Origin of the sequence: Dyadobacter sp. CY323 (assembly GCF_021390245.1) — a bacterium.
In the GTDB taxonomy this organism is placed as follows: Bacteria; Bacteroidota; Bacteroidia; order Cytophagales; family Spirosomataceae; genus Dyadobacter.
In genome coordinates this window covers 463,269-483,339 of record NZ_JAJUXH010000003.1, presented here as the reverse complement: position 1 = coordinate 483,339, position 20,071 = coordinate 463,269, and the positions used below count along the sequence as shown (strand labels likewise).

18 protein-coding genes and 1 tRNA gene are annotated in these 20,071 nt (G+C 45.3%); 8 read left to right on the top strand and 11 right to left on the bottom strand.

The annotated features are described in order from the left end of the window. Position 1 precedes the first annotated feature (1 nt). The 5 genes from LZG72_RS08250 to LZG72_RS08230 all read right to left on the bottom strand — a co-directional run bounded on the left by LZG72_RS08250 (position 2) and on the right by LZG72_RS08230 (position 6,550). Positions 2-1,501 carry a lipopolysaccharide biosynthesis protein gene (locus LZG72_RS08250; RefSeq protein WP_233870069.1) on the bottom strand — a complete coding sequence of 500 codons (1,500 nt, stop codon included), beginning with the start codon at positions 1,499-1,501 and terminating at the stop codon, positions 2-4. A 115-nt stretch (positions 1,502-1,616) separates the two neighbouring features. After that, the gene (locus LZG72_RS08245) at positions 1,617-2,222 is read right to left on the bottom strand and encodes a TetR/AcrR family transcriptional regulator (protein ID WP_233870067.1); all 606 of its coding nucleotides are present in this window, start codon (positions 2,220-2,222) and stop codon (positions 1,617-1,619) included. Positions 2,223-2,502: 280 nt separating this feature from the next. Next, positions 2,503-2,573 (bottom strand) — tRNA-Gln (locus LZG72_RS08240). 66 nt (positions 2,574-2,639) lie between these two features. Continuing rightward, entirely contained in the window at positions 2,640-3,515 is an 876-nt protein-coding gene (gene fabD / locus LZG72_RS08235) for an ACP S-malonyltransferase (RefSeq protein WP_233870064.1), read from the bottom strand. Between the two features lie 125 nt (positions 3,516-3,640). Beyond that, complete coding sequence (locus tag LZG72_RS08230) at positions 3,641-6,550, bottom strand: gliding motility-associated C-terminal domain-containing protein (protein ID WP_233870061.1); 2,910 nt, start codon at positions 6,548-6,550, stop codon at positions 3,641-3,643. Positions 6,551-6,925: 375 nt separating this feature from the next. On the opposite strand from LZG72_RS08230, the gene LZG72_RS08225 reads away from it, so the two are divergent. From LZG72_RS08225 to LZG72_RS08210, 4 genes are all read left to right on the top strand, one after another. Next, a complete protein-coding gene (locus tag LZG72_RS08225; RefSeq protein ID WP_233870058.1) occupies positions 6,926-7,597 on the top strand; it encodes a succinate dehydrogenase cytochrome b subunit in 672 nt (223 codons plus the stop codon). A gap of 65 nt (positions 7,598-7,662) precedes the next feature. Continuing rightward, positions 7,663-9,651, top strand: coding sequence for a fumarate reductase/succinate dehydrogenase flavoprotein subunit (locus LZG72_RS08220; protein ID WP_233870055.1), 1,989 nt, complete (start codon positions 7,663-7,665; stop codon positions 9,649-9,651). 65 nt (positions 9,652-9,716) lie between these two features. Then, positions 9,717-11,309: a glycosyltransferase family 39 protein gene (locus tag LZG72_RS08215; RefSeq protein ID WP_233870052.1), complete on the top strand. Its 1,593-nt coding sequence runs from the start codon at positions 9,717-9,719 to the stop codon at positions 11,307-11,309. A 24-nt stretch (positions 11,310-11,333) separates the two neighbouring features. Further along, the gene (locus LZG72_RS08210; RefSeq protein WP_233870049.1) at positions 11,334-12,098 is read left to right on the top strand and encodes a succinate dehydrogenase/fumarate reductase iron-sulfur subunit; all 765 of its coding nucleotides are present in this window, start codon (positions 11,334-11,336) and stop codon (positions 12,096-12,098) included. Positions 12,099-12,176: 78 nt separating this feature from the next. Here the strand turns inward: LZG72_RS08210 and LZG72_RS08205 are convergent, their stop codons facing one another. The 4 genes from LZG72_RS08205 to LZG72_RS08190 all read right to left on the bottom strand — a co-directional run bounded on the left by LZG72_RS08205 (position 12,177) and on the right by LZG72_RS08190 (position 16,469). Further along, positions 12,177-12,794 (bottom strand): OmpH family outer membrane protein, encoded by a 618-nt coding sequence (locus tag LZG72_RS08205; RefSeq protein ID WP_233870046.1) that lies wholly within the window; start codon positions 12,792-12,794, stop codon positions 12,177-12,179. Positions 12,795-12,862: 68 nt separating this feature from the next. After that, positions 12,863-13,249 carry a hypothetical protein gene (locus tag LZG72_RS08200; protein WP_233870043.1) on the bottom strand — a complete coding sequence of 129 codons (387 nt, stop codon included), beginning with the start codon at positions 13,247-13,249 and terminating at the stop codon, positions 12,863-12,865. Between the two features lie 9 nt (positions 13,250-13,258). Continuing rightward, positions 13,259-15,703, bottom strand: a complete 2,445-nt coding sequence (locus tag LZG72_RS08195) for a penicillin acylase family protein (RefSeq protein ID WP_233870040.1) — start codon at positions 15,701-15,703, stop codon at positions 13,259-13,261. 37 nt (positions 15,704-15,740) lie between these two features. Next, positions 15,741-16,469: a copper homeostasis protein CutC gene (locus LZG72_RS08190; RefSeq protein WP_233870037.1), complete on the bottom strand. Its 729-nt coding sequence runs from the start codon at positions 16,467-16,469 to the stop codon at positions 15,741-15,743. A gap of 143 nt (positions 16,470-16,612) precedes the next feature. Here LZG72_RS08190 and LZG72_RS08185 point away from each other — a divergent pair, with 143 nt between their 5' ends. The 4 genes from LZG72_RS08185 to LZG72_RS08170 all read left to right on the top strand — a co-directional run bounded on the left by LZG72_RS08185 (position 16,613) and on the right by LZG72_RS08170 (position 18,394). Continuing rightward, positions 16,613-16,909, top strand: a complete 297-nt coding sequence (locus LZG72_RS08185; RefSeq protein ID WP_310590550.1) for a type II toxin-antitoxin system HigB family toxin — start codon at positions 16,613-16,615, stop codon at positions 16,907-16,909. Between the two features lie 3 nt (positions 16,910-16,912). Then, a complete protein-coding gene (locus LZG72_RS08180; RefSeq protein WP_233870033.1) occupies positions 16,913-17,290 on the top strand; it encodes a type II toxin-antitoxin system HigA family antitoxin in 378 nt (125 codons plus the stop codon). A gap of 159 nt (positions 17,291-17,449) precedes the next feature. Beyond that, complete coding sequence (locus tag LZG72_RS08175) at positions 17,450-17,671, top strand: DUF2795 domain-containing protein (protein ID WP_013927448.1); 222 nt, start codon at positions 17,450-17,452, stop codon at positions 17,669-17,671. A 69-nt stretch (positions 17,672-17,740) separates the two neighbouring features. Beyond that, entirely contained in the window at positions 17,741-18,394 is a 654-nt protein-coding gene (locus LZG72_RS08170) for a helix-turn-helix domain-containing protein (RefSeq protein WP_233870030.1), read from the top strand. An 85-nt stretch (positions 18,395-18,479) separates the two neighbouring features. Here the strand turns inward: LZG72_RS08170 and LZG72_RS08165 are convergent, their stop codons facing one another. Both LZG72_RS08165 and LZG72_RS08160 read right to left on the bottom strand, forming a co-directional pair. Beyond that, on the bottom strand, positions 18,480-18,836 hold the full coding sequence (locus tag LZG72_RS08165; RefSeq protein ID WP_233870027.1) for a DUF3127 domain-containing protein: 357 nt from the start codon (positions 18,834-18,836) through the stop codon (positions 18,480-18,482). Between the two features lie 80 nt (positions 18,837-18,916). Beyond that, positions 18,917-20,056, bottom strand: coding sequence for a cystathionine gamma-synthase (locus tag LZG72_RS08160; RefSeq protein ID WP_233870024.1), 1,140 nt, complete (start codon positions 20,054-20,056; stop codon positions 18,917-18,919). Between the last annotated feature and the right edge of the window lie 15 nt (positions 20,057-20,071).

Here is a 20,071-nt window from a genome sequence, read left to right as displayed (position 1 = left end):
TTTATCTCTTTAAAAAGGGAATATTTTTCCGTTCCAGAAAGAAAACGATCGCTGCAAACACTGCAAATGCAGCCATATGAACCGGCACAGAAATCCAGAGATCCTGGATCTTGATCAGCGAAGAGCCGTAGATTACCAACGTTCCAATCCCAATATATCCCAGCGCGGACGTCACATCATACGGGACGGGATAAAACTTCTGTCCAAAATAATAGCAAAGCGCGAGCATGGTAAAGCCCGACAATGCAAATGCGATGGCAAATCCGAGATAACCGATATTCGGTACCAAAAGAAAGCTTGATGTAATCGTAATGAATGCACCGATTAACGTAAACCAGGTCCCATATTGCGTGTTGTCGGTAAGCTTGAACCACGTAGCGACATTGTAGTACGCTCCAAGAAAAAGATAGCCGGCCAGTAACCACGGAACCACGACCAGACCTTCATGATAAATCTTTTGTTTCAGGAATAGCTCGGCAAACAGATCCAGGTTGAGACAAATGCCGACCCACATTAGTACACAAATGATGATAAAGTATTTGGTAACCTTCGCAAAAACCGGCGGCGCATTTTTATCCTCCCCCTTGGAAAAGAAAAACGGCTCAGCAGCGTATTTGAAAGCCTGTATCGCCAGGTTCATGAAAATCGAAAGCTTGTAGCATTGCACATAAATACCAATCGCCTGCTTGGTAGTGCGGCCCGGATAAAAATTTTCAGGAAGTAAAAACTGAATGAATGCACGGTCGAAAAGCATATTCAAAACGCCACCGGCATTCATGATGAGGATCGGAAAAGCATATACCCACACCGGCTTGAAAAGTTCTTTGTTGAAGACAAACCGGAAATCAAGCAATTCTTTTCGCAACAGCCAGAAAAACATCAGATTGGCGATCAGATTAGCCATGATGATGTAGTCCGGGGCGTGCAACGGATCGTAGAACAGGTCGATGGCGGGTTGCAGAAATGTCAGATACTCTCCCGCATGAATGTCGCGGCAAATGATCAGGAAGAAGATATTAAGGAATATATTGATCAGGATATTAGCCACGCGGACAACCACGAATTTCTTCCCTTTACCTTCAAGACGCAGCCGGGCAAACGGAATCGCTACAATTCCGTCAATCGCCATGATGATGGCAAACATCCGCACGACAGAAACGCTTTCCGGATAGGTGATGAGCTCGGCGGCAGTACCGGCGAAAATGAAGAGAATGCCTGAAAAGAACAGACTGGTTACGATTACGGCACTTAATATGAGATTATAATATGCATTCCGGTCTTTTTCCTGCCTGGCGAAACGAAAGAAAGCCGTTTCCATCCCAAATGTGTAAAGTACGGTAGCGAAACCGGCGTAAGCGTAAAGCTGACCTTGAACCGCAATTTGCTCGGGCTCGAAAAGTTTGGTGTGAAGTGCAACCAGTAGATAATTTAAAAAGCGGCCAAGCATGGTACTAATGCCATAAGTTGCCGTCTCACTCGCCAGTTTTTTTAATACACTCATATTTGGGTTACACCTGCTTTTCCGCAAATATAACCGTTGGACGAAGCTATTTGCGAAATAACAAAAAAGAGTCCTTCCGGTGGATTTGGAAGGACTCCTGTAACGCTATTTATTGTTAGCTTCTTACGTCAGTGATAATTCGTTCGATCAACCTATCGATCCTTTTCCAGCCATCCTCGGAGTGCAGGTCGACGTCAATCATTTTTTCCCGGTAATCGGCCGAGATGGTCATGTAGTAAATGCCGGCGGTCAGAAAGGCGACGAGCGCGTTGGTGTCGTTGTAGTGGGGTAGATCTCCTATTTTACTCATAATGCGAGCCGCGACCTGATTTCGGGCGTCAGAGAGCATAGACTTGCCGGTACCAATCTCCCACCTCAGTAAATCGCGGGTAGCCTTGCGTTCACGCAAGTCGTGCATGAAGGTCTGCATCAGGCTGTTTAACGCTTTTCCTCTTTCATCCGGGCTGAGTACGGGAATGTTGTCGATGTATTCGGTACCCATCGTCGATGTGTATTCACCGGACTTTACATACTGTTCCATGAGTCCGTCCACACTTTCAAAATACCGGTAAATGAGAACCTTGTTTACTCCGGCAGTACGAGCAATGAGGTTGACCCCAACTTTTTCGGTTCCGTGCTGCTCAATCACTTCACCGACCGCTTTAAGTATTTTATTCTTAGTGCGTTCGCGATCACGCTTTTTAATTTTTTCAACTTTCATCTGGGTGCTTGTTTAGGTTAAAACATGGTAAATGTAATATTTCGTCTGGAAATTTTATAGGGCCAAAATATAATAAGTCACCAATTTTTGAGTTTAGGAACCTAAAAATGCATTTGTAGATAAAATCGGGTGTTTCGAAGAGAAAAGAGGCGATTTCGTCGGTTAATTTGTACTGATTCTTAAAAAGAAAGTCTAAAAAAGCGACCAGAATCCAGTGAATTTTGCAGAATGTACAGACATAAAAAAGGAGCCCGTTGCGGAGCTCCTTTTAACTTTACTGTTGGCCGACAAGGACTCGAACCCTGAATAAGACAACCAAAATGTCCTGTGTTACCATTACACCATCGGCCAAAACCGTAAACAGTGGTGCAAAAGTAATGTGACTGGCCTAAGTTGTCAAGCTTTTCTGAAAAAAAATTAAATACTCTGCAATTCTACCTGGCTGGCGATCTTCTTTACAAGGCCTTGTAAAACCTTGCCCGGGCCACATTCAATGAAGGTGTCAGCACCGTCAGCGACCATCTGCTCAACGGATTGCGTCCATCTTACGGGCGCGGTAAGTTGTGAAATGAGATTGTCTTTGATCACGGAAACTTCGGTCGCAGGTTTTGCATTTACATTTTGATAAACCGGGCAAATTGGTGGTTCAAATTGCGCGGCATGGATCGCGGAGGCTAATTCTTCACGCGCCGGCTCCATTAAAGGTGAATGGAACGCACCTCCCACGGGCAAAATCAACGCTCTTTTCGCGCCCGCAGCTTTTAGCAATTCGCACGCCTTCTCAACACCTTCTACCGTTCCTGATATCACTACCTGGCCCGGACAGTTGTAGTTTGCCGGTACCACGATTTCATCCGTAATACCCGCACAGACTTCTTCAATCACCGAATCGGGCAGACCAAGTATCGCAGCCATAGTGGATGGACGTATCTGGCAGGCTTTCTGCATGGCATCGGCGCGTTTGGCAACCAGTGATAATCCATCTTCAAATGACAATGCGCCGGCTGCTACCAAAGCTGAAAACTCGCCCAGTGAGTGCCCGGCTACCATATTAGGACTGAAAACGGGATTGATCTTCGCCAGGATGACGGAATGAATGAAAATGGCTGGTTGGGTTACATTGGTTTGTTTAAGTTCCTCGTCGGTGCCCTCAAACATGATTTTTGTTATTTCAAATCCCAATATCTCATTGGCTTTTTCAAAAAGCACTTTCGCTGAATCCGAAGATTGATACAGGTCGAACCCCATTCCTTTGAACTGGGATCCCTGACCAGGAAAAATGTATGCCTTCATATATCATGAATTTAAGATTGTTGACAATAAAATAAAAAGCCCGGTCTGCTGACCGGGCTACAAAGGAAATACTTCGATCGGAAAGAAAAAAGGTGTCGTTTTCTTACGGCGGATATTATAAATGCTTATCGGAGAAGCTGTACCCAGCCTTTCAATGTGGTTGGCGTACTTTCTCTTTTTGAGGATTCGAAATAGATTTTGACCTCATAATAGTATTGTCCGGCAGCAAGGTCTTTCCCGCCATTTGTTTTCCCGTTCCAGTTAATGTTCACATCGTTTGTTGAGAACACTTGCGCTCCCCATCGGTTAAATACTTTGAATTCAAGTGACTGTACAAATGCAGGGCATTCATAAGGCTGGAAAATATCGTTTTTCAGATCACCATTCGGTGTAAATACATTTGGCAGGACATACATCGGACAGTTGTCTTTGCAAACAATATTACTTGGTGCACTCTCGGCCCCAAACCGGTTGACGGCCGTCACATAGTAGCACCCGGCGAACGAAGTCAGCCCCTCGTGATCAAATTTGGTAGCCAATGGTGCAGGAGGGATTGTAACCGTGGCGATCAATGTCGGATCGTCTCCCTCATACCGTGCATAATACACTTTGTAGGCCGATACGTTGGCATCGCATTCCTTTCCGCCAACCTGGTCCGGATAAGTCCAGGTTAAATGATTTGTAAAGCCAGGCAAATCACAGAATGCCTCCGGATGTGCATTGAGCGAATCACAATTCAATGGATCGATCGCCAGTACGGGAGGACATGGTTTTGTTGTATCGGAAGATGATACACAAAGGATTTGCGAGAAATTGTATAAGATCGCCGGCCTGATCTGGCTGTTGTTGTAAGATCCAACGGTTTCTACTTTATAGCAATAAGTGGAGTCGTCGACTATCGTGATGTTGATTGTACCGTCGGCGGCATACTGGTCGGTACCATCGTCTGTATAAGTAAATGTTTGAGGGCCTGTCACCGGTTTTTCGGCAATGATATTAAAAGTGCCGGGCCTGGTTTTATCTTCCCGGTAAATTCTGTGAGTACGGTTTCTGTTATCCCATGGAACCAGAGCCGACCAGTTTACACGGACCTTGTTAGGTTCAGCTGCACCTTGTTCGAGTCTTACACTGCTTGCCGTTTCTGTTTCATCAAACTTGGTGAGCTGGCCAGCCTGAGTAGTCCAGTATTCCAGTTTGTAGTTATATGGATTTACCAACGTATTCAATGCTCTGTCTACAAAAATAGTATCAGGAGTTCCTGGCGTGAGACTGACAGGGATCGTCGCGATCAGTGTAAATGCAGTTCCATTTTGACCCACAGCCCGGAAAAGGCGGTACTGAGCAGGTGTTCCGGTTGCAGCCGCAGGTCTGGTCCATTTAACAGTGATTACACCTCTCGTTTCGCTGGTTGAGTCCACAGTTACATTGGTGATCACCGGCATCAGCATAGGTAATTTAAGGCAAAACTCATCGGAAGCGACACTTTCACCTCCACCGATAAGACTGCCGGGCTCGTTCACAGCTGTACCCGGGCGAGGAAACTCTACCACTATACGATAGCTATAAGAGACTCCTGGCCTCAAACCAGTGCCATTATTATTATCCAGATAAGTCGTTTCATTTACATTCACGCGACCTACTTCTTCATAGCCAGATCCCGCCGGGATACCTGTAATACAAACATCCTCCGGAATATCAGTACATCCTTCTTTCCGATAGATTACGATTTTAGCTCCGGCTACCTGACACTTGTACGATGTCCAGTTGAGGCGATACGCAGTTCCTGCCGGGTCTGTGGCCGCCACAGCTACTAACCCGGTAGGTTTGGGGCCGTAAACACGGATATTAAGTGTCGTCATGTCCACCAGTTTCCGAAAAAGGGAAGGATTGGGTACGCCCGGGCCTGCCGCATCTTCCACCTTAAACAGTACATCGTAGGGTTCCTGCCGGATGTGATTGCAGGAAGTCTGCCAGACAAACTGGCCGATAACGGTATTTTGTGATCCCTGTTGGGCTACATTAAATGTTGCCAGGGCTGGTGAGACCAGTGTGCTTTGGTACACGCCGCCCGTCGAGGTGAGAGTAAGCCTATCGCCATTTTTATCCGTTGCCCTGATCTGCTGGTTGATGCGCGTCCCGGCTTCCACGCAAATTTCCGGCAATGGGTCCATAAGTGGCCGGTCATTTCGTGCATCTTCGACGATAATCTGCATATCCCGCACAATTTGGCCGATCAGTACGCCGTCACGCCATTCTTCTACCACGAATGCTACGTTGTAATATCCTTTTGTAACCGGCGCGTCCCAGATCAAGTCCCCTGTGATTTTGTTTAAGCTGAAAGTAGCTGGAGACGCACCGGCTTCGGTTTGGCCCGGAGCGCCGATTTGATTGGGATTAACATATTGCAAATTGATACCCGCACCATTCACACCACTTCTTTGAGGTATAAAAAGACGGTAAGCCAGACTATCACCGTCTGCGTCAAATGCATTCGGATTGTGGATATACCGTTGTCCAACGGCTGCAAGATCAATAGGCGCATTCAACAATACTGGCGTTTGATTGGAACCAAAGCTAGCATTGATTTCCAAAATGGTACTTACATAGAAGTTCAGGTTTAGTGTCGGCGGAGGGCCAATGTTGAGGATGCCATTGTTCCGGTTGTCTTCTTCAAATGAAATCCGGTAAGCTGCAGTGGACGGGAAAGTATAGCTAACGATGTAGGTATTCCGGGTCGTGCCGTTACCAATGTTTGGTGGCGGAGATTCAATGCGGGGTGCCTCGAGCACTACGGGCTGGCCAGTGGAATTGACATTTCCGATGGTAAAAAATATACTATTCTGAGCGTTTGCAGCACCTTCTCCTGTTAATATATCAAAATACGCCGTGAGCTTTAACTCGTATGTGAGGGTTGTTGCGGAGATTCTTCTGGCTGTAATTTCACCCGCACGGATGTGCGTCGCCATTACCTCAAAACCGGAACTCAGTAAACCCAGAAAAAATGAAATTCCTAAGATTCGTAAAACAGATCGCATAAATATAAAATCGAGCTAATAGTAGATAGAGGTTGAGAAAGACGATATATGGTCTGTCAACTTTAAATCAACGAAAATTTAAATAAAAATGTGTGCGTGGGAATGAATATATGAGATTTTGTAAACATACAAAACTACCGCATAAATCTCATCAGAAGCGCGGGCCTCAATGGTAGGAGAACTGCAACCTCAGCTCTAAAAAATGCGGACTTCCTCAACTGCTATTCAGTCTAAATAATTCTTAATAATGATTATAAATTGGTATGGTGGGGGGAAAAAAAAGTGGCTTTTTTTGCCTTGCATGGGTTTGTGATATACCTTTGAAAGGTTCTAAATATACCTCATTTTTTTGCACTAAAACCATTCGGGTTCTATATGTCTTGGTTTTCACAAACGATAAGCAGTTCGATCGGAAAAAAGCTTCTGATGGCTCTTACCGGACTATTTTTGATAAGTTTTCTGGTGATTCATGCGACCATCAACGCCATGATTTTTTACAATGACGGCGGTGAGACATTTACGCATTGGGGGCATTTTATGGGTACCAATCCCATTATCCGCACGCTTGAAATCGGATTGGTTGCTGGTTTTCTGATCCACATCGCAGACGGTCTTATATTATGGAAAAATAACCGGGAGGCCCGGCCAATCAGTTATGAAGTAAATAATCGATCTGCGAACAGTACCTGGTATTCGAGAAGCATGGGGCTTCTGGGGACTTTGTTGCTGATATTTCTGGTAATCCATACAGCTCATTTCTGGATACCAAACCGCACAAATCAATTCCAGACCGGCGAGGAGCTTAATCTGTATCAGATGATGCTGGATATTTTTCAGAATATCTGGGTTGTGCTGATCTACATTGCTGGGTGCATTTCACTTTTCTGGCATTTGCTTCACGGGTTTAAAAGTGCTTTCCAATCCCTGGGATTACATCACGTCAAGTATAATGGGATCATTTCATTTGTTGGAACTGCGTTCTCATTCATTATCCCGATCCTTTTTGCTCTGATGCCGCTTTCCATTTATCTGGGTTGGATCCAGTAGATGAGCGAGGCGGACTCTTCCGGCAAATCTTTTCAATTTAACTTTTTGATTAAATAAAAATAAATATGGCAACATCTTCCCGTTTGGATGCCAAAATACCGCAAGGCCCGCTGGAAACGAAATGGAACAAATACCGTTCATCCGTACCATTGGTTAACCCTGCCAACAAACGTAATCTGGAAATAATCGTGGTAGGTACCGGACTTGCGGGAGCCTCCGCAGCCGCTACTCTGGCTGAGCTTGGTTATAGTGTAAAAGCATTCTGTTTTCAGGATTCACCCCGCCGCGCGCACTCGATCGCCGCACAGGGAGGAATTAATGCAGCAAAAAATTATCAGAACGACGGTGATTCTATTTACCGTCTTTTTTATGATACGATCAAAGGTGGCGATTACCGTGCGAGAGAAGGTAATGTGCACCGGCTGGCAGAAGTTTCCGGGAATATTATCGATCAATGTGTGGCTGCCGGTGTACCTTTCGCTCGTGAATATGGTGGTTTGCTTTCCAACCGGTCTTTCGGTGGAACGCAGGTTCAGCGTACATTTTACGCAGCCGGACAAACGGGTCAGCAGTTGTTATTAGGGGCATATTCAGGATTGCAGCGCCAGGTGGGAATGGGTACCGTAAAAATGTACAACCGTCACGAAATGCTGGATGTTGTAAATATCGATGGCAAATGCCGGGGTATTATTGCAAGAAACCTTATTTCTGGTGAGCTGGAAAGGCATAGTGCACACGCGGTACTACTTTGCACAGGAGGTTACGGAAACGTTTTCTATCTTTCCACAAATGCGATGGGAAGCAACGTTACTGCCGCCTGGAAAGCACATAAACGTGGCGCATTCTTCGGAAACCCATGTTTCACGCAAATCCACCCAACGTGTATCCCGGTTTCCGGTGAGCATCAGTCTAAGCTGACTTTGATGTCGGAATCACTGCGTAACGATGGCCGGATATGGGTTCCAAAGGGAAAAAATGATACACGTCCGGGTAGCGAAATACCTGAAAGCGAGCGTGATTACTATCTGGAACGTCGGTACCCTGCCTTTGGTAACCTCGTCCCGCGTGATATTGCATCTCGTGCTGCAAAAGAACGTTGCGATGCAGGATACGGTGTGGGAGCTTCAAAACTGGCTGTTTTCCTGGATTTCGCGGCAGCAATAGAACGTTACGGAAAGGCGGAAGCAAATAAGAATAACATTCACAATGCCTCTGACTCCGACATTATCGCCTGGGGTAAAGCAGTTGTAAAAGAGAAATATGGTAATCTGTTTGACATGTACAAACAGATTACCGGCGAAGATCCCTACGAGGTTCCGATGCGGATTTATCCTGCGGTTCACTATACAATGGGCGGGCTGTGGGTCGATTACAACCTGATGACGACCGTACCAGGTTTATATGCATTGGGGGAAGCAAATTTCTCCGATCACGGAGCAAACAGGCTTGGAGCATCTGCATTGATGCAGGGACTGGCCGACGGATATTTTGTAATTCCTTATACCATTGGTTCTTACCTGGCCAATGAAATCCGGACTGGGAAAATTTCTACCGATCACGAGGCTTTTGTGACCACAGAGAAGGAAGTAAAAGACCGGATTGACAAGTTAATGAGCATTCAGGGTAACACGTCGCCTGAGGTTTTCCACCGCCGGTTGGGAAAAATCATGTGGGACAAGTGCGGAATGGCGCGTAACGAGCAGGGATTGAAAGAAGCGATCGTTGAAATCCGTGAGCTTCGCAAAGAGTTCTGGTCGGATGTGAAAGTAATGGGTACTGCCAATTATTTCAACCCCGAACTGGACAAAGCAAACCGTGTAGCCGATTTTATAGAATTGGGAGAACTTATGTGCCTCGACGCGTTAACCCGCAACGAATCGTGTGGAGGTCACTTCCGTGAGGAGTATCAGACGGAAGAAGGAGAGGCGCTACGCGATGACGAGAACTATATGTATGTGTCGGCCTGGGAAAATAAAGGAACCGAGGAATGGGAGCTTCACAGAGAAGACCTCGTTTATGAAAACATTAAAATCGCCCAGAGAAGTTACAAATAATCAATTTCAATGCAGATTCATTCTGTGTTAATAGTTAAGCATGTTATACGCTTTGTCCAGTGCCTATGTCCATTTCCAGTTCTAGCCAAAAAAGCATTTCCTGGATCGTTTTTGCCCTGGGCATAGCATCTGCGTTGTTTTTCGCTGTTTACACCGACCATCGCTGGGAGGATTGGTACATTACATTCCGGGCATCAAAAAATCTGTCGGAGGGGTTGGGTTTTACCTTTAATCTGAATGAAAGAGTGCATTCATTTACTTCCCCGATCGGGACGTTGATACCTGCACTCCTTAATTTTATTCTGCATGACGACGAAGGTGTGATCTGGTCATTCCGTGTGATTAATATGGTGCTGATCGGAGTCGTCGTAAAACTGCTTTTTGATCTGTTTTCGAAAACCATCAAGGCCCCCGTTTGGCCTGCACTGCTGATCGCATTTGTGCTTGTTTTTGATGAAAAAAGCATTGATTACAGCATTAATGGCATGGAAACAGCCTTTATGCTTTTAGGAATTGTGCTGCTGATCAGAGAGTTGTTCAGATCAGACATACCCGATCCTTTGAGGTTGGGATTGATCTTTGCTTATTTAATGTGGAGCCGGCCCGATGCATTTATTCATATCGGGTCACTGCTACTGGGTTACCTGTTATTTAAAAACCGGACCTGGAAACATTTTAATGTGTTTTTCAAAGGTGGAATGCTGGGGATTCTTTTTTATGCACCCTGGATTTTGTTTGCCTGGTGGTACTACGGAAATCCCATTCCGAATACGATTCTCGCAAAAGGTTTTACAATCACGCTGGAAAGTATTGTCAATCGCGGGGCGCTTTATGTGCAATCAGTATTTATGGGGCTGGTTTCATCTGAGGCACCTTATTTGTGGATTTTTGCTCCGGCATACTATTATTATGCGACATGGCCGGTCGTGTTGTTGTTTGTGATGAAGGTCATTACGTATGTTTCGGTATTTCTTTGGGTTATACCAAAAGTGAATTCGAATGCAAGATTTTTATCGTTCGCAGCATTTTTGGTGGCTTCCTATCTGAATATCTTTTCGCCAACCATTTATCCTTGGTACATTCCGGCGGTGATGGTGATCTGTTTGACAAGCATCGGATGTGCGGTTGCCCAACCTGTAAAGCCAATGGTCCGTGCAGACAAAAACTGGGTGCCGGTGGGCGTATTAAGTGTAATCCTTGTTGCACAATTATGGGTCTATTTTGGTGGGTTGATCCAGATGCGGTCGCAACAGGATGTGATCGAAAATGGGTTGAGAAAGGAAATCGGGCTTTGGCTCAAAGAAGAATCGAATACGCCGGAGGAAACTGTTTTTCTTGAACCGTTAGGCTATATCGGATTTTACTCGGGGCTTACCATGTACGATTATCCCGGACTTTGTAATACCACCGTAACGAATGCTAGGAAGAAATTAAAAACCGAATCCTACGTGCAGCTGATCAATTACATCCAACCAAATTGGGTTGTTTTCCGCCCGTGGGATTTAAATACTGCTTCGAAAGAAGAAGCGAATGCTTTTGCCGAACATTATGACCTGGCCCGTACTTTTAGTCAGAAAGATAGTGTTCAAAAATTGAATGTGTATGGTAGAAATTATCTTGCATACGACAGTGAGTTTTTAGTTTATAAGAAAAAGTAATTTCAGGAAATAAAGAATACAGATATGGAAGGAAATATGAGTTTGTCTCTCAAAGTATGGAGACAGAGCAATAAAGACACAGCGGGAGGCTTTGAGAACTACAAACTGGATCACGTTTCCCCTGATATGTCGTTTCTAGAAATGTTCGATGTGTTAAACGAACAACTCATCGAGGAAGGAAAAGAACCGGTCGCATTTGATCACGATTGTCGTGAAGGTATTTGCGGGGCTTGTTCGATGTACATCAACGGGCGTCCGCACGGGCCTCTGAGAGGTGTAACTACCTGCCAGCTGCACATGCGCTCGTTCAACGACGGGGATACCATTGTGGTGGAACCATGGAGAGCGAAAGCATTCCCGGTTATCAAGGATCTGGTGGTAGACCGTGACTCATTTGACCGCGTTATTTCTGCCGGAGGTTTTATCTCGGTGAATACAGGTAATGCGCAGGATGCCAACAGTCTGCCTATTCCAAAAGAAGCTGCGGACGAAGCTTTTTCGGCGGCGGCATGTATCGCTTGTGGCGCTTGCGTGGCAGCTTGTAAAAATGCGTCGGCTATGCTTTTTGTTTCTGCCAAGATCTCTCAGCTTGCATTATTGCCGCAAGGCCAGGCAGAGCGGAGCATTCGCGCAGAGAAAATGGTAGCTCAAATGGATGCAGAAGGTTTTGGAAACTGTACTAACACAGGTGCTTGCTCAGCAGAATGTCCAAAAGAGATCGGGCAGATAAATATCGCGAGAATGAACCGGGAGTATCTCGGCGCGAAGTTCTCTTCTTCGGCAGTTTAGAAATACTTATCCATTATAATAAAATTAGCCGCGCTGGATTCCAGTGCGGCTAATTTTATTTCTTATATGCTGATTTAATTATTTCTTAGTCGAATCAGCGGCTGCCGGTTTTCCCCCTTTATATTCTTTGTTCAGACCATCCAGAATTTTCTGGGTAACATCCAGGGATGGGTTTGCAAACAGAATGCCGCCTCCCAAAGAATAGCCTAGTACATATTCGAAACCATTCTCTTTGTTATATTTTTCGATGTAAGAACGGATGTTTTTATACAGTTCCTCATTCTTTTTAGCTTCTTCCTGACCAAGTGCCTGAGCCGACTGATCACGATATGCAACCAGATCTTGTTGTTTTTTCATCAATTGAGCCTCGGTAGAACGAGCTTGCTCCGGCGTCATTGTTTGTGCTTTTTGTTGGAAAAAAGCAACTTCGTTTTGCAATGAGCGGCCTTTTGTATTCAATTCGTTTTCTAACTGGAAGTTTTTGTTTTCAAGCTCTTTCCTCGTATCCTTGAAGAATTCGTAGTTTTTCAAAAGTGAATCGACCTGAACGTAAACGGTACGACGGCCTGCTACCACACCACCATCTGATACTGCGCCTGAATCGGCCGAAGGCCCGCTTGAAAAGTGTAAAAAGAATAACACCGCAACTGCAAGTGAAAGCACGATGTTCCAGATTAACGAAGTATTGTTGTTCACGTTTTTAAGGTTTTATTGGTTTTTTTAACGAGCCGCAAAGATAATGATTTGTGTTTAAGTACAATGGATTAAGCGTTGCCTATCGGCACATTCCGGGACCTTGAAGAAATTCCAGACGACCCATCCTTAAAAAGCCGCCGGATAAAAAATCCCGACAAACCTGAAAATCCACCTACTAATCCCCCGGCTAACGCAGCCAAAAGAAGTAGTAAAATCCCATTCGGAAGAAAGAAGATACCAGCTACCCGGTCGGAAATTGCGCCGTCCGAAATGAAGTGGAAATAATAGCCATAAAGCAGCCACGACATTCCAATACCTAAAAAGCCACTCCAGAATGCTTTGGCGGAATTGGTAGGTCGCCAGAGAAGTACAGCAAACGGAATGATTGCAATCACCCACCACGGCGCCGCGAGCTGAAGGATAACTGAAAGAATGATGATGATAGCAACGTTCATATTGGATAGCTATTTTTTCTGAAACGTGATTTTGGAAGTCAAACGCGGATTGGCCTGATCAGGGGCTGTCAGATACACCAGCTCATTCAACTCGCCATTTTCCCACTTTTTCAATAGGTTGAGATAATAGGGACTACCCGGATTGCCGGACTGTCCGCCGGGATAAATACCATAAGCTCGGGGTGTCGGACCGAGCTCCACCACCATTCGCCAGGATGGGCCGTTGTATCTCGTAATTGCGTTAACAATGCTGTTTCCTCCGCCTGTTTTCAAACGACCAGAGCCGAAAGGCTTGATACTGCGGCTCAGATGACGGATTTCAGTGGCTTTTACTTTGGACCATTGCCAGGCCTCGCTCATAGCACCATGTCTTGACGTGAGTGTGTCCAACGCAGCCTTATAACTATTAAAGACAGCGTCGCGAATCGTTTCTTTTTCCGGCGTGTTTACGTTATCAAACCATTTCTCCCGCGGTTGTTTCAGGATCAGGTACATGGTGCGATCACGGCTTGGCAAGTCCATTGAATTAAGCTCATCTTCCCAGATCGTTTTGCGCAGCGCCGGCATCCATTCCTCAAAGATGGACGCGGGGATGGATTCTGGTATATTCTGAAAGTTCCAGTCTGCAAGCATAATTTTGGCTGCTTTTTGTGCCGGGTTTAATGGTATGGTATCGAGGATACTCAGCAGCTTTGGCAGAATTGTTCTTGCCTGCACACTAAAATTGTCGTTTTGCAATGATCTCAAACTATCTGCATTGGCCTTTGACATTGCTTCGAGCCGCTCATTAATGCGAACGCCTCGTTCAGAAGGCGCAAATGACCAATTGATATAGTAGGGGAAAGTAGTATCAGTAGAAGATTGATTGGCACTGCTCACAAAACCTCTTGCCGGATTCTTGACGTACGGATTTTGTTCCACAGGAATCCAGCCTTGCCAGTCATTTCCTTTTAATGAGCCGTCCAGCAGGAATTTACCCTGATCTTTGTATTTCAACGGCAGTTTTCCATTCACGGTAAGTGCGATATTTTTGCTGTTGTCGGCAAAGACAAAGTTCTGTGCCGGGCCTACATAATGTGTTAATGCAGCGCGATAATCGTCATAATTTTTTGCCTTGTTCAGCTCATAAAAAGTAATGAAACTGTTGCCCGGCTCGTGACCGATCCAGCGGATTGCCAGGTTAGGGCTGGCATCCGAAGTGTTATCTGAATCCGTCACCGGGCCATGATGTGTATAAATAACTTCTTCTCGAACGGGTTCCGGTTCTCCTTTGACGTGGATGATCTCTAGCCTTTTAAGGGTTGCCTTCCATTGATCATCATACCAGTACTGCGATCTGGACGCGTCTTTAAATTTGATTTTATACAGATCAAAAACATCCGCATCCACATTGGTTACGCCCCATGCCACATTTTGATTGAACCCGATGATTACACCCGGAATCCCTGGTAGCGACACGCCATATACATTAAAGTCAGGTGAATGCAGCTGTACCTGGTACCATATGGATGGCAACGACAGTTCCAAATGGGGGTCATTTGCGAGGATCGGATATCCGGTAATGGATTTTTCGGCCCCGATCGCCCAGTTATTGCTTCCTATGCCTTCTTCTTTCGGAATGCGGTCTGACAGCGCATTTAATGGTTTTTTCAAATATGCGATACTATCCCCGCCCCTGGATGCTGGGATGAAATCAGGGATCGCCAGAGGTGTGAAATCCCATTTTGTGCCAGCTGGTATGATCGGACTTTCCAGGAGCATGGGGTAATCCGGGAAAAGCTGGTCCACTACCGATTTCCCAAACTTTTTCAACATTTCGGACATACTAACTTCATTGGACCGGCCAGCCAGTGTCAGTGTCATTTGTTCCAGCATGTACATGGTATTGATCGGCTTCCATGGCTCAGGTTTGTACCCCAAAAGTTTGAATTCTACCGGGTAATCTTTCGGTTCCAGTTGCTGGATAAATGCATTAACGCCCGCAGTATACCCGAGGAGCGCCTCACTGGATCTCGGATCGGTCATTGCCTTTTTGAAATTTACTTCCGCACCATATCCCATTCCCAGCCGGCGACTTTGCAGGTCCATTTGCAGTGTTGCCTTCCCAAGGATCTCGGATAATCTGCCGGATGCTGCCCGCGTTTGCAGGTCCATTTGCCAAAGCCGGTCTTTCGCGGTAATGTAACCCTGCGTGAAGAAAAGGTCGGAGTTGTTTTTGGCAAAAATATGAGGCACCCCAGTATCGTCAAACCGGACGATTACTTCGTCTTTAAGCCCGGGTATTTTAAGAACCTGTTCCTCATTGGAACCGACCGATCGAATGCTGTTTTGCCAAAACCCGGAGAACGGACTCAGAAATGGTCCCAAAGCGGGAGCCGGGCCAAGTGGATTATTTAAAACATAAACAAGACCAATGGTAACGATCAGAGAAAGAATCGCTTTGACGAAACGCATAGAGTGGTGGGTTAATCAAAGTAAAAGAACTGCCTGATTATGAAACTACTTGTACGAGTTCTTCAATCAGGTTCAGGTCACTATATAATACCATACGCTCGTCGGGCACCTCGCCGGCCATTGAAATTTCGTCCCGGAAAAACTTCTGACGTGCCGGCCGGAATGCCTTGGCTGTCAAATGCAATGCATGAACGCCGGCTGAGGCTAATTCGGCTGCATTACCTGGATTAACACCGCCGCCAGCCATAATCTCAATGCGACCGTTTGCGTGCTGAGCCAAGGTTCTCAAAAGTTCAATACCCAGAATTGCGGATGATTTTTGTCCGGAGGTCAGGATACGTTCTGCACCGGTTTCGATTACGGCTTGCAGTGCTTTCACCGGGTCCGGGGTCAGATCAAAAGCTCTGTGGAACGTTACCTTCATTGGACTTGCGTAATCCACTAATGCTTTGGTGCGCGGAACATCCACTTGTCCGTCTGCGGTGAGAACACCCAGAACGACTCCATTGGCACCGAGTTTTTTGGCAAGATCGATATCTTTCCGCATGATCTCTTCCTCAAAAAAGTCGTAAACAAAGTCGCCTCCGCGTGGCCTGATCATCACAAAAAGATCGATATCAACGTGCTTTCTAACGATTTCAATCATTCCGGCACTTGGTGTGGTACCACCTTCTCCGAGCCCGCCGCAAAGTTCGATTCGGCCAGCACCGCCGGCCTGGGCATTAATACACGATTCAAGCGAATACGCACAAACTTCAATAGTCATCTTTACCTATATTGATATAAAAAGGGAAATTACAAAAACGATAAGGGACGGGAAAGGAAGTTTGGTTTTAAAAAGTTGAAAAAAAATTAAAATATTCCCATATTTGTACATTAATTACCATTTTGGGAATAATAAAATCGAATGTGAGAATAATTACGAAAGGCACACTACAGGATTTTTGGAAAAAATATCCGGACTCAGAAACGGAACTGAAATATTGGCATGACCGAATGAAAAATGCCTCATACCAGTCACCGAACGAAGTGATAGAATCTAACCCGCGATCCGATACTGTCGGCAATAGAAGAATTGTATTTAATATCTGTCACAACAAGTACAGGCTAATAGCCTTGTTCAGATATAATATGCAACGGGTTTACATTCGGTTTTTAGGAACTCATAAAGAATACGATAAGATTACTGACATAAAGAATATTTGAGATATGAAGACGATCGTGGAGATAAAATCGGAACTGAGGGCGATTCATTCTGATCCAGAATATAGGGAATACCTGAAAATTATTGATTCATTGGTTGACTGTGACGAAAACAGCCCAGAGGAACAATTACTGGAATTAGTGTCTTTATTGGTGGAGGATTACGAGTCACGGCATTTCGCTATCGAACCTCCTGACCCCGTAGACGCAATTAAACTAAAAATTCAGGAGTTCGGCCTGAAACGGAAAGATTTGGTAGCTTATTTCGGAAGTCCAAGCCGGGTCTCAGAAGTACTGAATGGAAAAAGACCTCTGACTCTCGAAATGATGCGGAAAATTCACAAAGGCCTGGGTATTTCCGCAGAAACACTGTTGGCTGGCTAAAAGTTAAGTTACTGATTTGTAGAAGATTATGTTAAAAATTAAATTAAAATTTTTCGCTAAGCAATTATTTTTCTTTTTTTTCGCTTTAAGCTTTTAAAAGATGTCAAATTTTTTACTTTTGCAAAAAAAGTAAAGTAACTATTAATAGGCGAAAATATTATGTACTGGACTCTCGAACTTGCATCGTACCTTGAAGATGCTCCCTGGCCAGCTACCAAAGACGAGCTAATTGACTTTGCAATCAGAACAGGCGCTCCGTTAGAAGTAGTTGAAAACCTACAGGAGCTTGAAGATGACGGTCAGCCTTATGAAAGCATTGAGGAGATTTGGCCCGATTACCCGACCAAAGATGATTTCTTTTTCAACGAAGACGAATACTAATAGAAGGACGGCACCAACAGTGTCGTCTTTTTTCTTTATATTGTTTCATAAATCTATCCATTCCAAAAGATGGAACTTCGATTGTTGAAAGAGCTGGTGAAGAAAGGCGAGGGTGAGCATACGGAATTCAAATTGAAATCCAGTCATCCCGAAAAGATTGTCCGCGAAGTGGTAGCTTTCGCTAATACCGGTGGCGGCAAACTGTTCGTCGGAGTGGGCGACGACAAAACGATCAAAGGTCTAAAAGATGCGGAGGAAGATGAGTTTACGCTCACCCGCGCCATAGACAAGTATATTTATCCCAAAATCAGTTACAAAAAAGAACTTATTCCCGTCAGCTCGGACCGGGATGTGCTCGTTATCACCATTCCTAAAAGTGTAGATAAACCGCATTATGTGGTCGACGATTCGGGAACCCGCCAGGCTTACATTCGGGTTGCGGACAAATCCATTCAGGCGAGCCGGGAAATGAAAGAGATCATGCGCCGGGGTAGGGGAGAACGCGATATCCGGTTTCAGTATGGGGATAAAGAACAGAAACTGATGAAGCTTCTGGATGAAAAACAATCGGTTACTGTTGATCTGTTCGCTACGGTTGCCGGTATCCCAAGGAAAATTGCATCCAACACCTTAGTAGTGATGGTCTTAGCTCGGATTCTTGAAGTTCATCCGCAGGAAATGATCGACAAATTTACAATGTCGATGGCATACCAATCCGGTTAGAGCTGGTTTACACCATACTTCTTAATCCACCCCCTACGAAAATGAGTACAATGTCATTCATATCGCAGGAGCTGGATTATCGTATTTAGAATGGCAGGTCGTCGGATTCGTCCTCGGTAAATGTGGTAACTGGAGGCAGCGGACTTCCGGAACTGGAAGATCCTGAGGAGGCTGGTGCACCATTCTTGTCTATTTTCCAGGCTTTCACCTCGGTATACCAGCGGGAATTGTACTCGCGGCTCTCGACATCAATAGAAGCGGTTACCGAATCGTTCACATTCAAATCCGCCTGATCGATTTTGTCTCCCCAGAGTGAAATGCATACTTTTTTAGGGTATTGTGAAGGTATTTCAAGAATGAATTCTTGTTTGCGCCACGTTCCGTTTTTGCCCTGGCCATTTACTTCCGGCAACAAAGCGATCACTGTTCCTGTTAATTCCATTTTATAATATTGATTTTTAGTGTCTCAAAAAGGTAATTCCAAAAGTAAGATTTTTGCTTTTGAATGCAAAGAGACTCTTGCTAGCCGATCGCCTGCGCCAAATCCTCGATCAGATCTTCCACATCCTCGATACCGACACTCAAACGGATCAGGGTATCTTTTAAGCCCACCTTTTCTCTTTCTTCTTTCGGAATACTTGCGTGGGTCATACTGGCAGGATGTGTACACAAAGATTCTACGCCACCCAGCGATTCGCCCAGTGAAAACACATTCAAACGCTCCATGGTTTTAACTGCGTCTTCATAAATATCACCTTTTAGCTCAAACGAAAGCATTCCACCAAAATCCCGCATTTGTCGACGTGCCAGATCGTGGCCGGGATGTGACGCGAGTCCGGGATAGTATACTTTGCCGACTTTTGGGTGCGTTTCCAGCCAATGCGCCACTTTGAAGGCGTTTTCACAATGCCGCTGCATTCGGATATGCAGGGTTTTAATGCCTCGTAACACCAAAAAACAATCCTGCGGACCAGGTACTGCCCCACTTGCATTCTGGATAAAGGCCAGTTGTTTAGCAAGCTCGTCGTTATTTGTCATCAATGCGCCCATAACCGTATCGGAATGTCCGCCGAGGTATTTGGTTACTGAATGCATGACGATATCTGCACCCAAGTCGAGTGGATTTTGAAGGTAAGGTGACGCAAATGTATTGTCTACGACACTTTGAATGCCTTTTTCGCGGCAGATCGCGGTGATTTGTTCAATATCAATAAGCCGGAGTAGTGGGTTCGTTGGCGTTTCCATCCAGATCAATTTGGTTTTATCCGAAATGGCGGATTTTACCTCGTTGATGTCGGTCATATTCACAAAATGAAACACAAGTCCGAATGGCTCAAAAATGCGTTTCATGATCCGGTAAGACCCTCCATAAATGTCGTTTGTAGCTATAATCTCATCGCCGGGACGAAAGAGTTTCAAAACAGCATCGGTCGCGGCGAGCCCGGAAGCATAACAAATGCCGTGTTTTCCATTTTCGAGTGCAGCCAATGCATTTTGCAAAGCAGTCCGGGTTGGATTATGCGTTCTGGAATATTCGTAGCCTTTGTGTTTCCCCGGACTTTCCTGCACGTAGGTGGAAGTCTGGTAAATGGGCGTCATGATGGCACCGGTTGTCGGGTCGGGTTCTACGCCCGCGTGTATTGCTTTTGTTCCGAATTTCATTTTAAGACTTATTTT

Bases quoted from the DNA above. Each gene is read 5' to 3' on its own strand.
- LZG72_RS08250 (WP_233870069.1), bottom strand. From the start codon at position 1,501: ATGAGTGTATTAAAAAAACTGGCGAGTGAGACGGCAACTTATGGCATT.
- LZG72_RS08245 (WP_233870067.1), bottom strand. From the start codon at position 2,222: ATGAAAGTTGAAAAAATTAAAAAGCGTGATCGCGAACGCACTAAGAAT.
- fabD (WP_233870064.1), bottom strand. From the start codon at position 3,515: ATGAAGGCATACATTTTTCCTGGTCAGGGATCCCAGTTCAAAGGAATG.
- LZG72_RS08230 (WP_233870061.1), bottom strand. From the start codon at position 6,550: ATGCGATCTGTTTTACGAATCTTAGGAATTTCATTTTTTCTGGGTTTA.
- LZG72_RS08225 (WP_233870058.1), top strand. From the start codon at position 6,926: ATGTCTTGGTTTTCACAAACGATAAGCAGTTCGATCGGAAAAAAGCTT.
- LZG72_RS08220 (WP_233870055.1), top strand. From the start codon at position 7,663: ATGGCAACATCTTCCCGTTTGGATGCCAAAATACCGCAAGGCCCGCTG.
- LZG72_RS08215 (WP_233870052.1), top strand. From the start codon at position 9,717: ATGTCCATTTCCAGTTCTAGCCAAAAAAGCATTTCCTGGATCGTTTTT.
- LZG72_RS08210 (WP_233870049.1), top strand. From the start codon at position 11,334: ATGGAAGGAAATATGAGTTTGTCTCTCAAAGTATGGAGACAGAGCAAT.
- LZG72_RS08200 (WP_233870043.1), bottom strand. From the start codon at position 13,249: ATGAACGTTGCTATCATCATCATTCTTTCAGTTATCCTTCAGCTCGCG.
- LZG72_RS08195 (WP_233870040.1), bottom strand. From the start codon at position 15,703: ATGCGTTTCGTCAAAGCGATTCTTTCTCTGATCGTTACCATTGGTCTT.
- LZG72_RS08190 (WP_233870037.1), bottom strand. From the start codon at position 16,469: ATGACTATTGAAGTTTGTGCGTATTCGCTTGAATCGTGTATTAATGCC.
- LZG72_RS08180 (WP_233870033.1), top strand. From the start codon at position 16,913: ATGAAGACGATCGTGGAGATAAAATCGGAACTGAGGGCGATTCATTCT.
- LZG72_RS08175 (WP_013927448.1), top strand. From the start codon at position 17,450: ATGTACTGGACTCTCGAACTTGCATCGTACCTTGAAGATGCTCCCTGG.
- LZG72_RS08170 (WP_233870030.1), top strand. From the start codon at position 17,741: ATGGAACTTCGATTGTTGAAAGAGCTGGTGAAGAAAGGCGAGGGTGAG.
- LZG72_RS08165 (WP_233870027.1), bottom strand. From the start codon at position 18,836: ATGGAATTAACAGGAACAGTGATCGCTTTGTTGCCGGAAGTAAATGGC.
- LZG72_RS08160 (WP_233870024.1), bottom strand. From the start codon at position 20,056: ATGAAATTCGGAACAAAAGCAATACACGCGGGCGTAGAACCCGACCCG.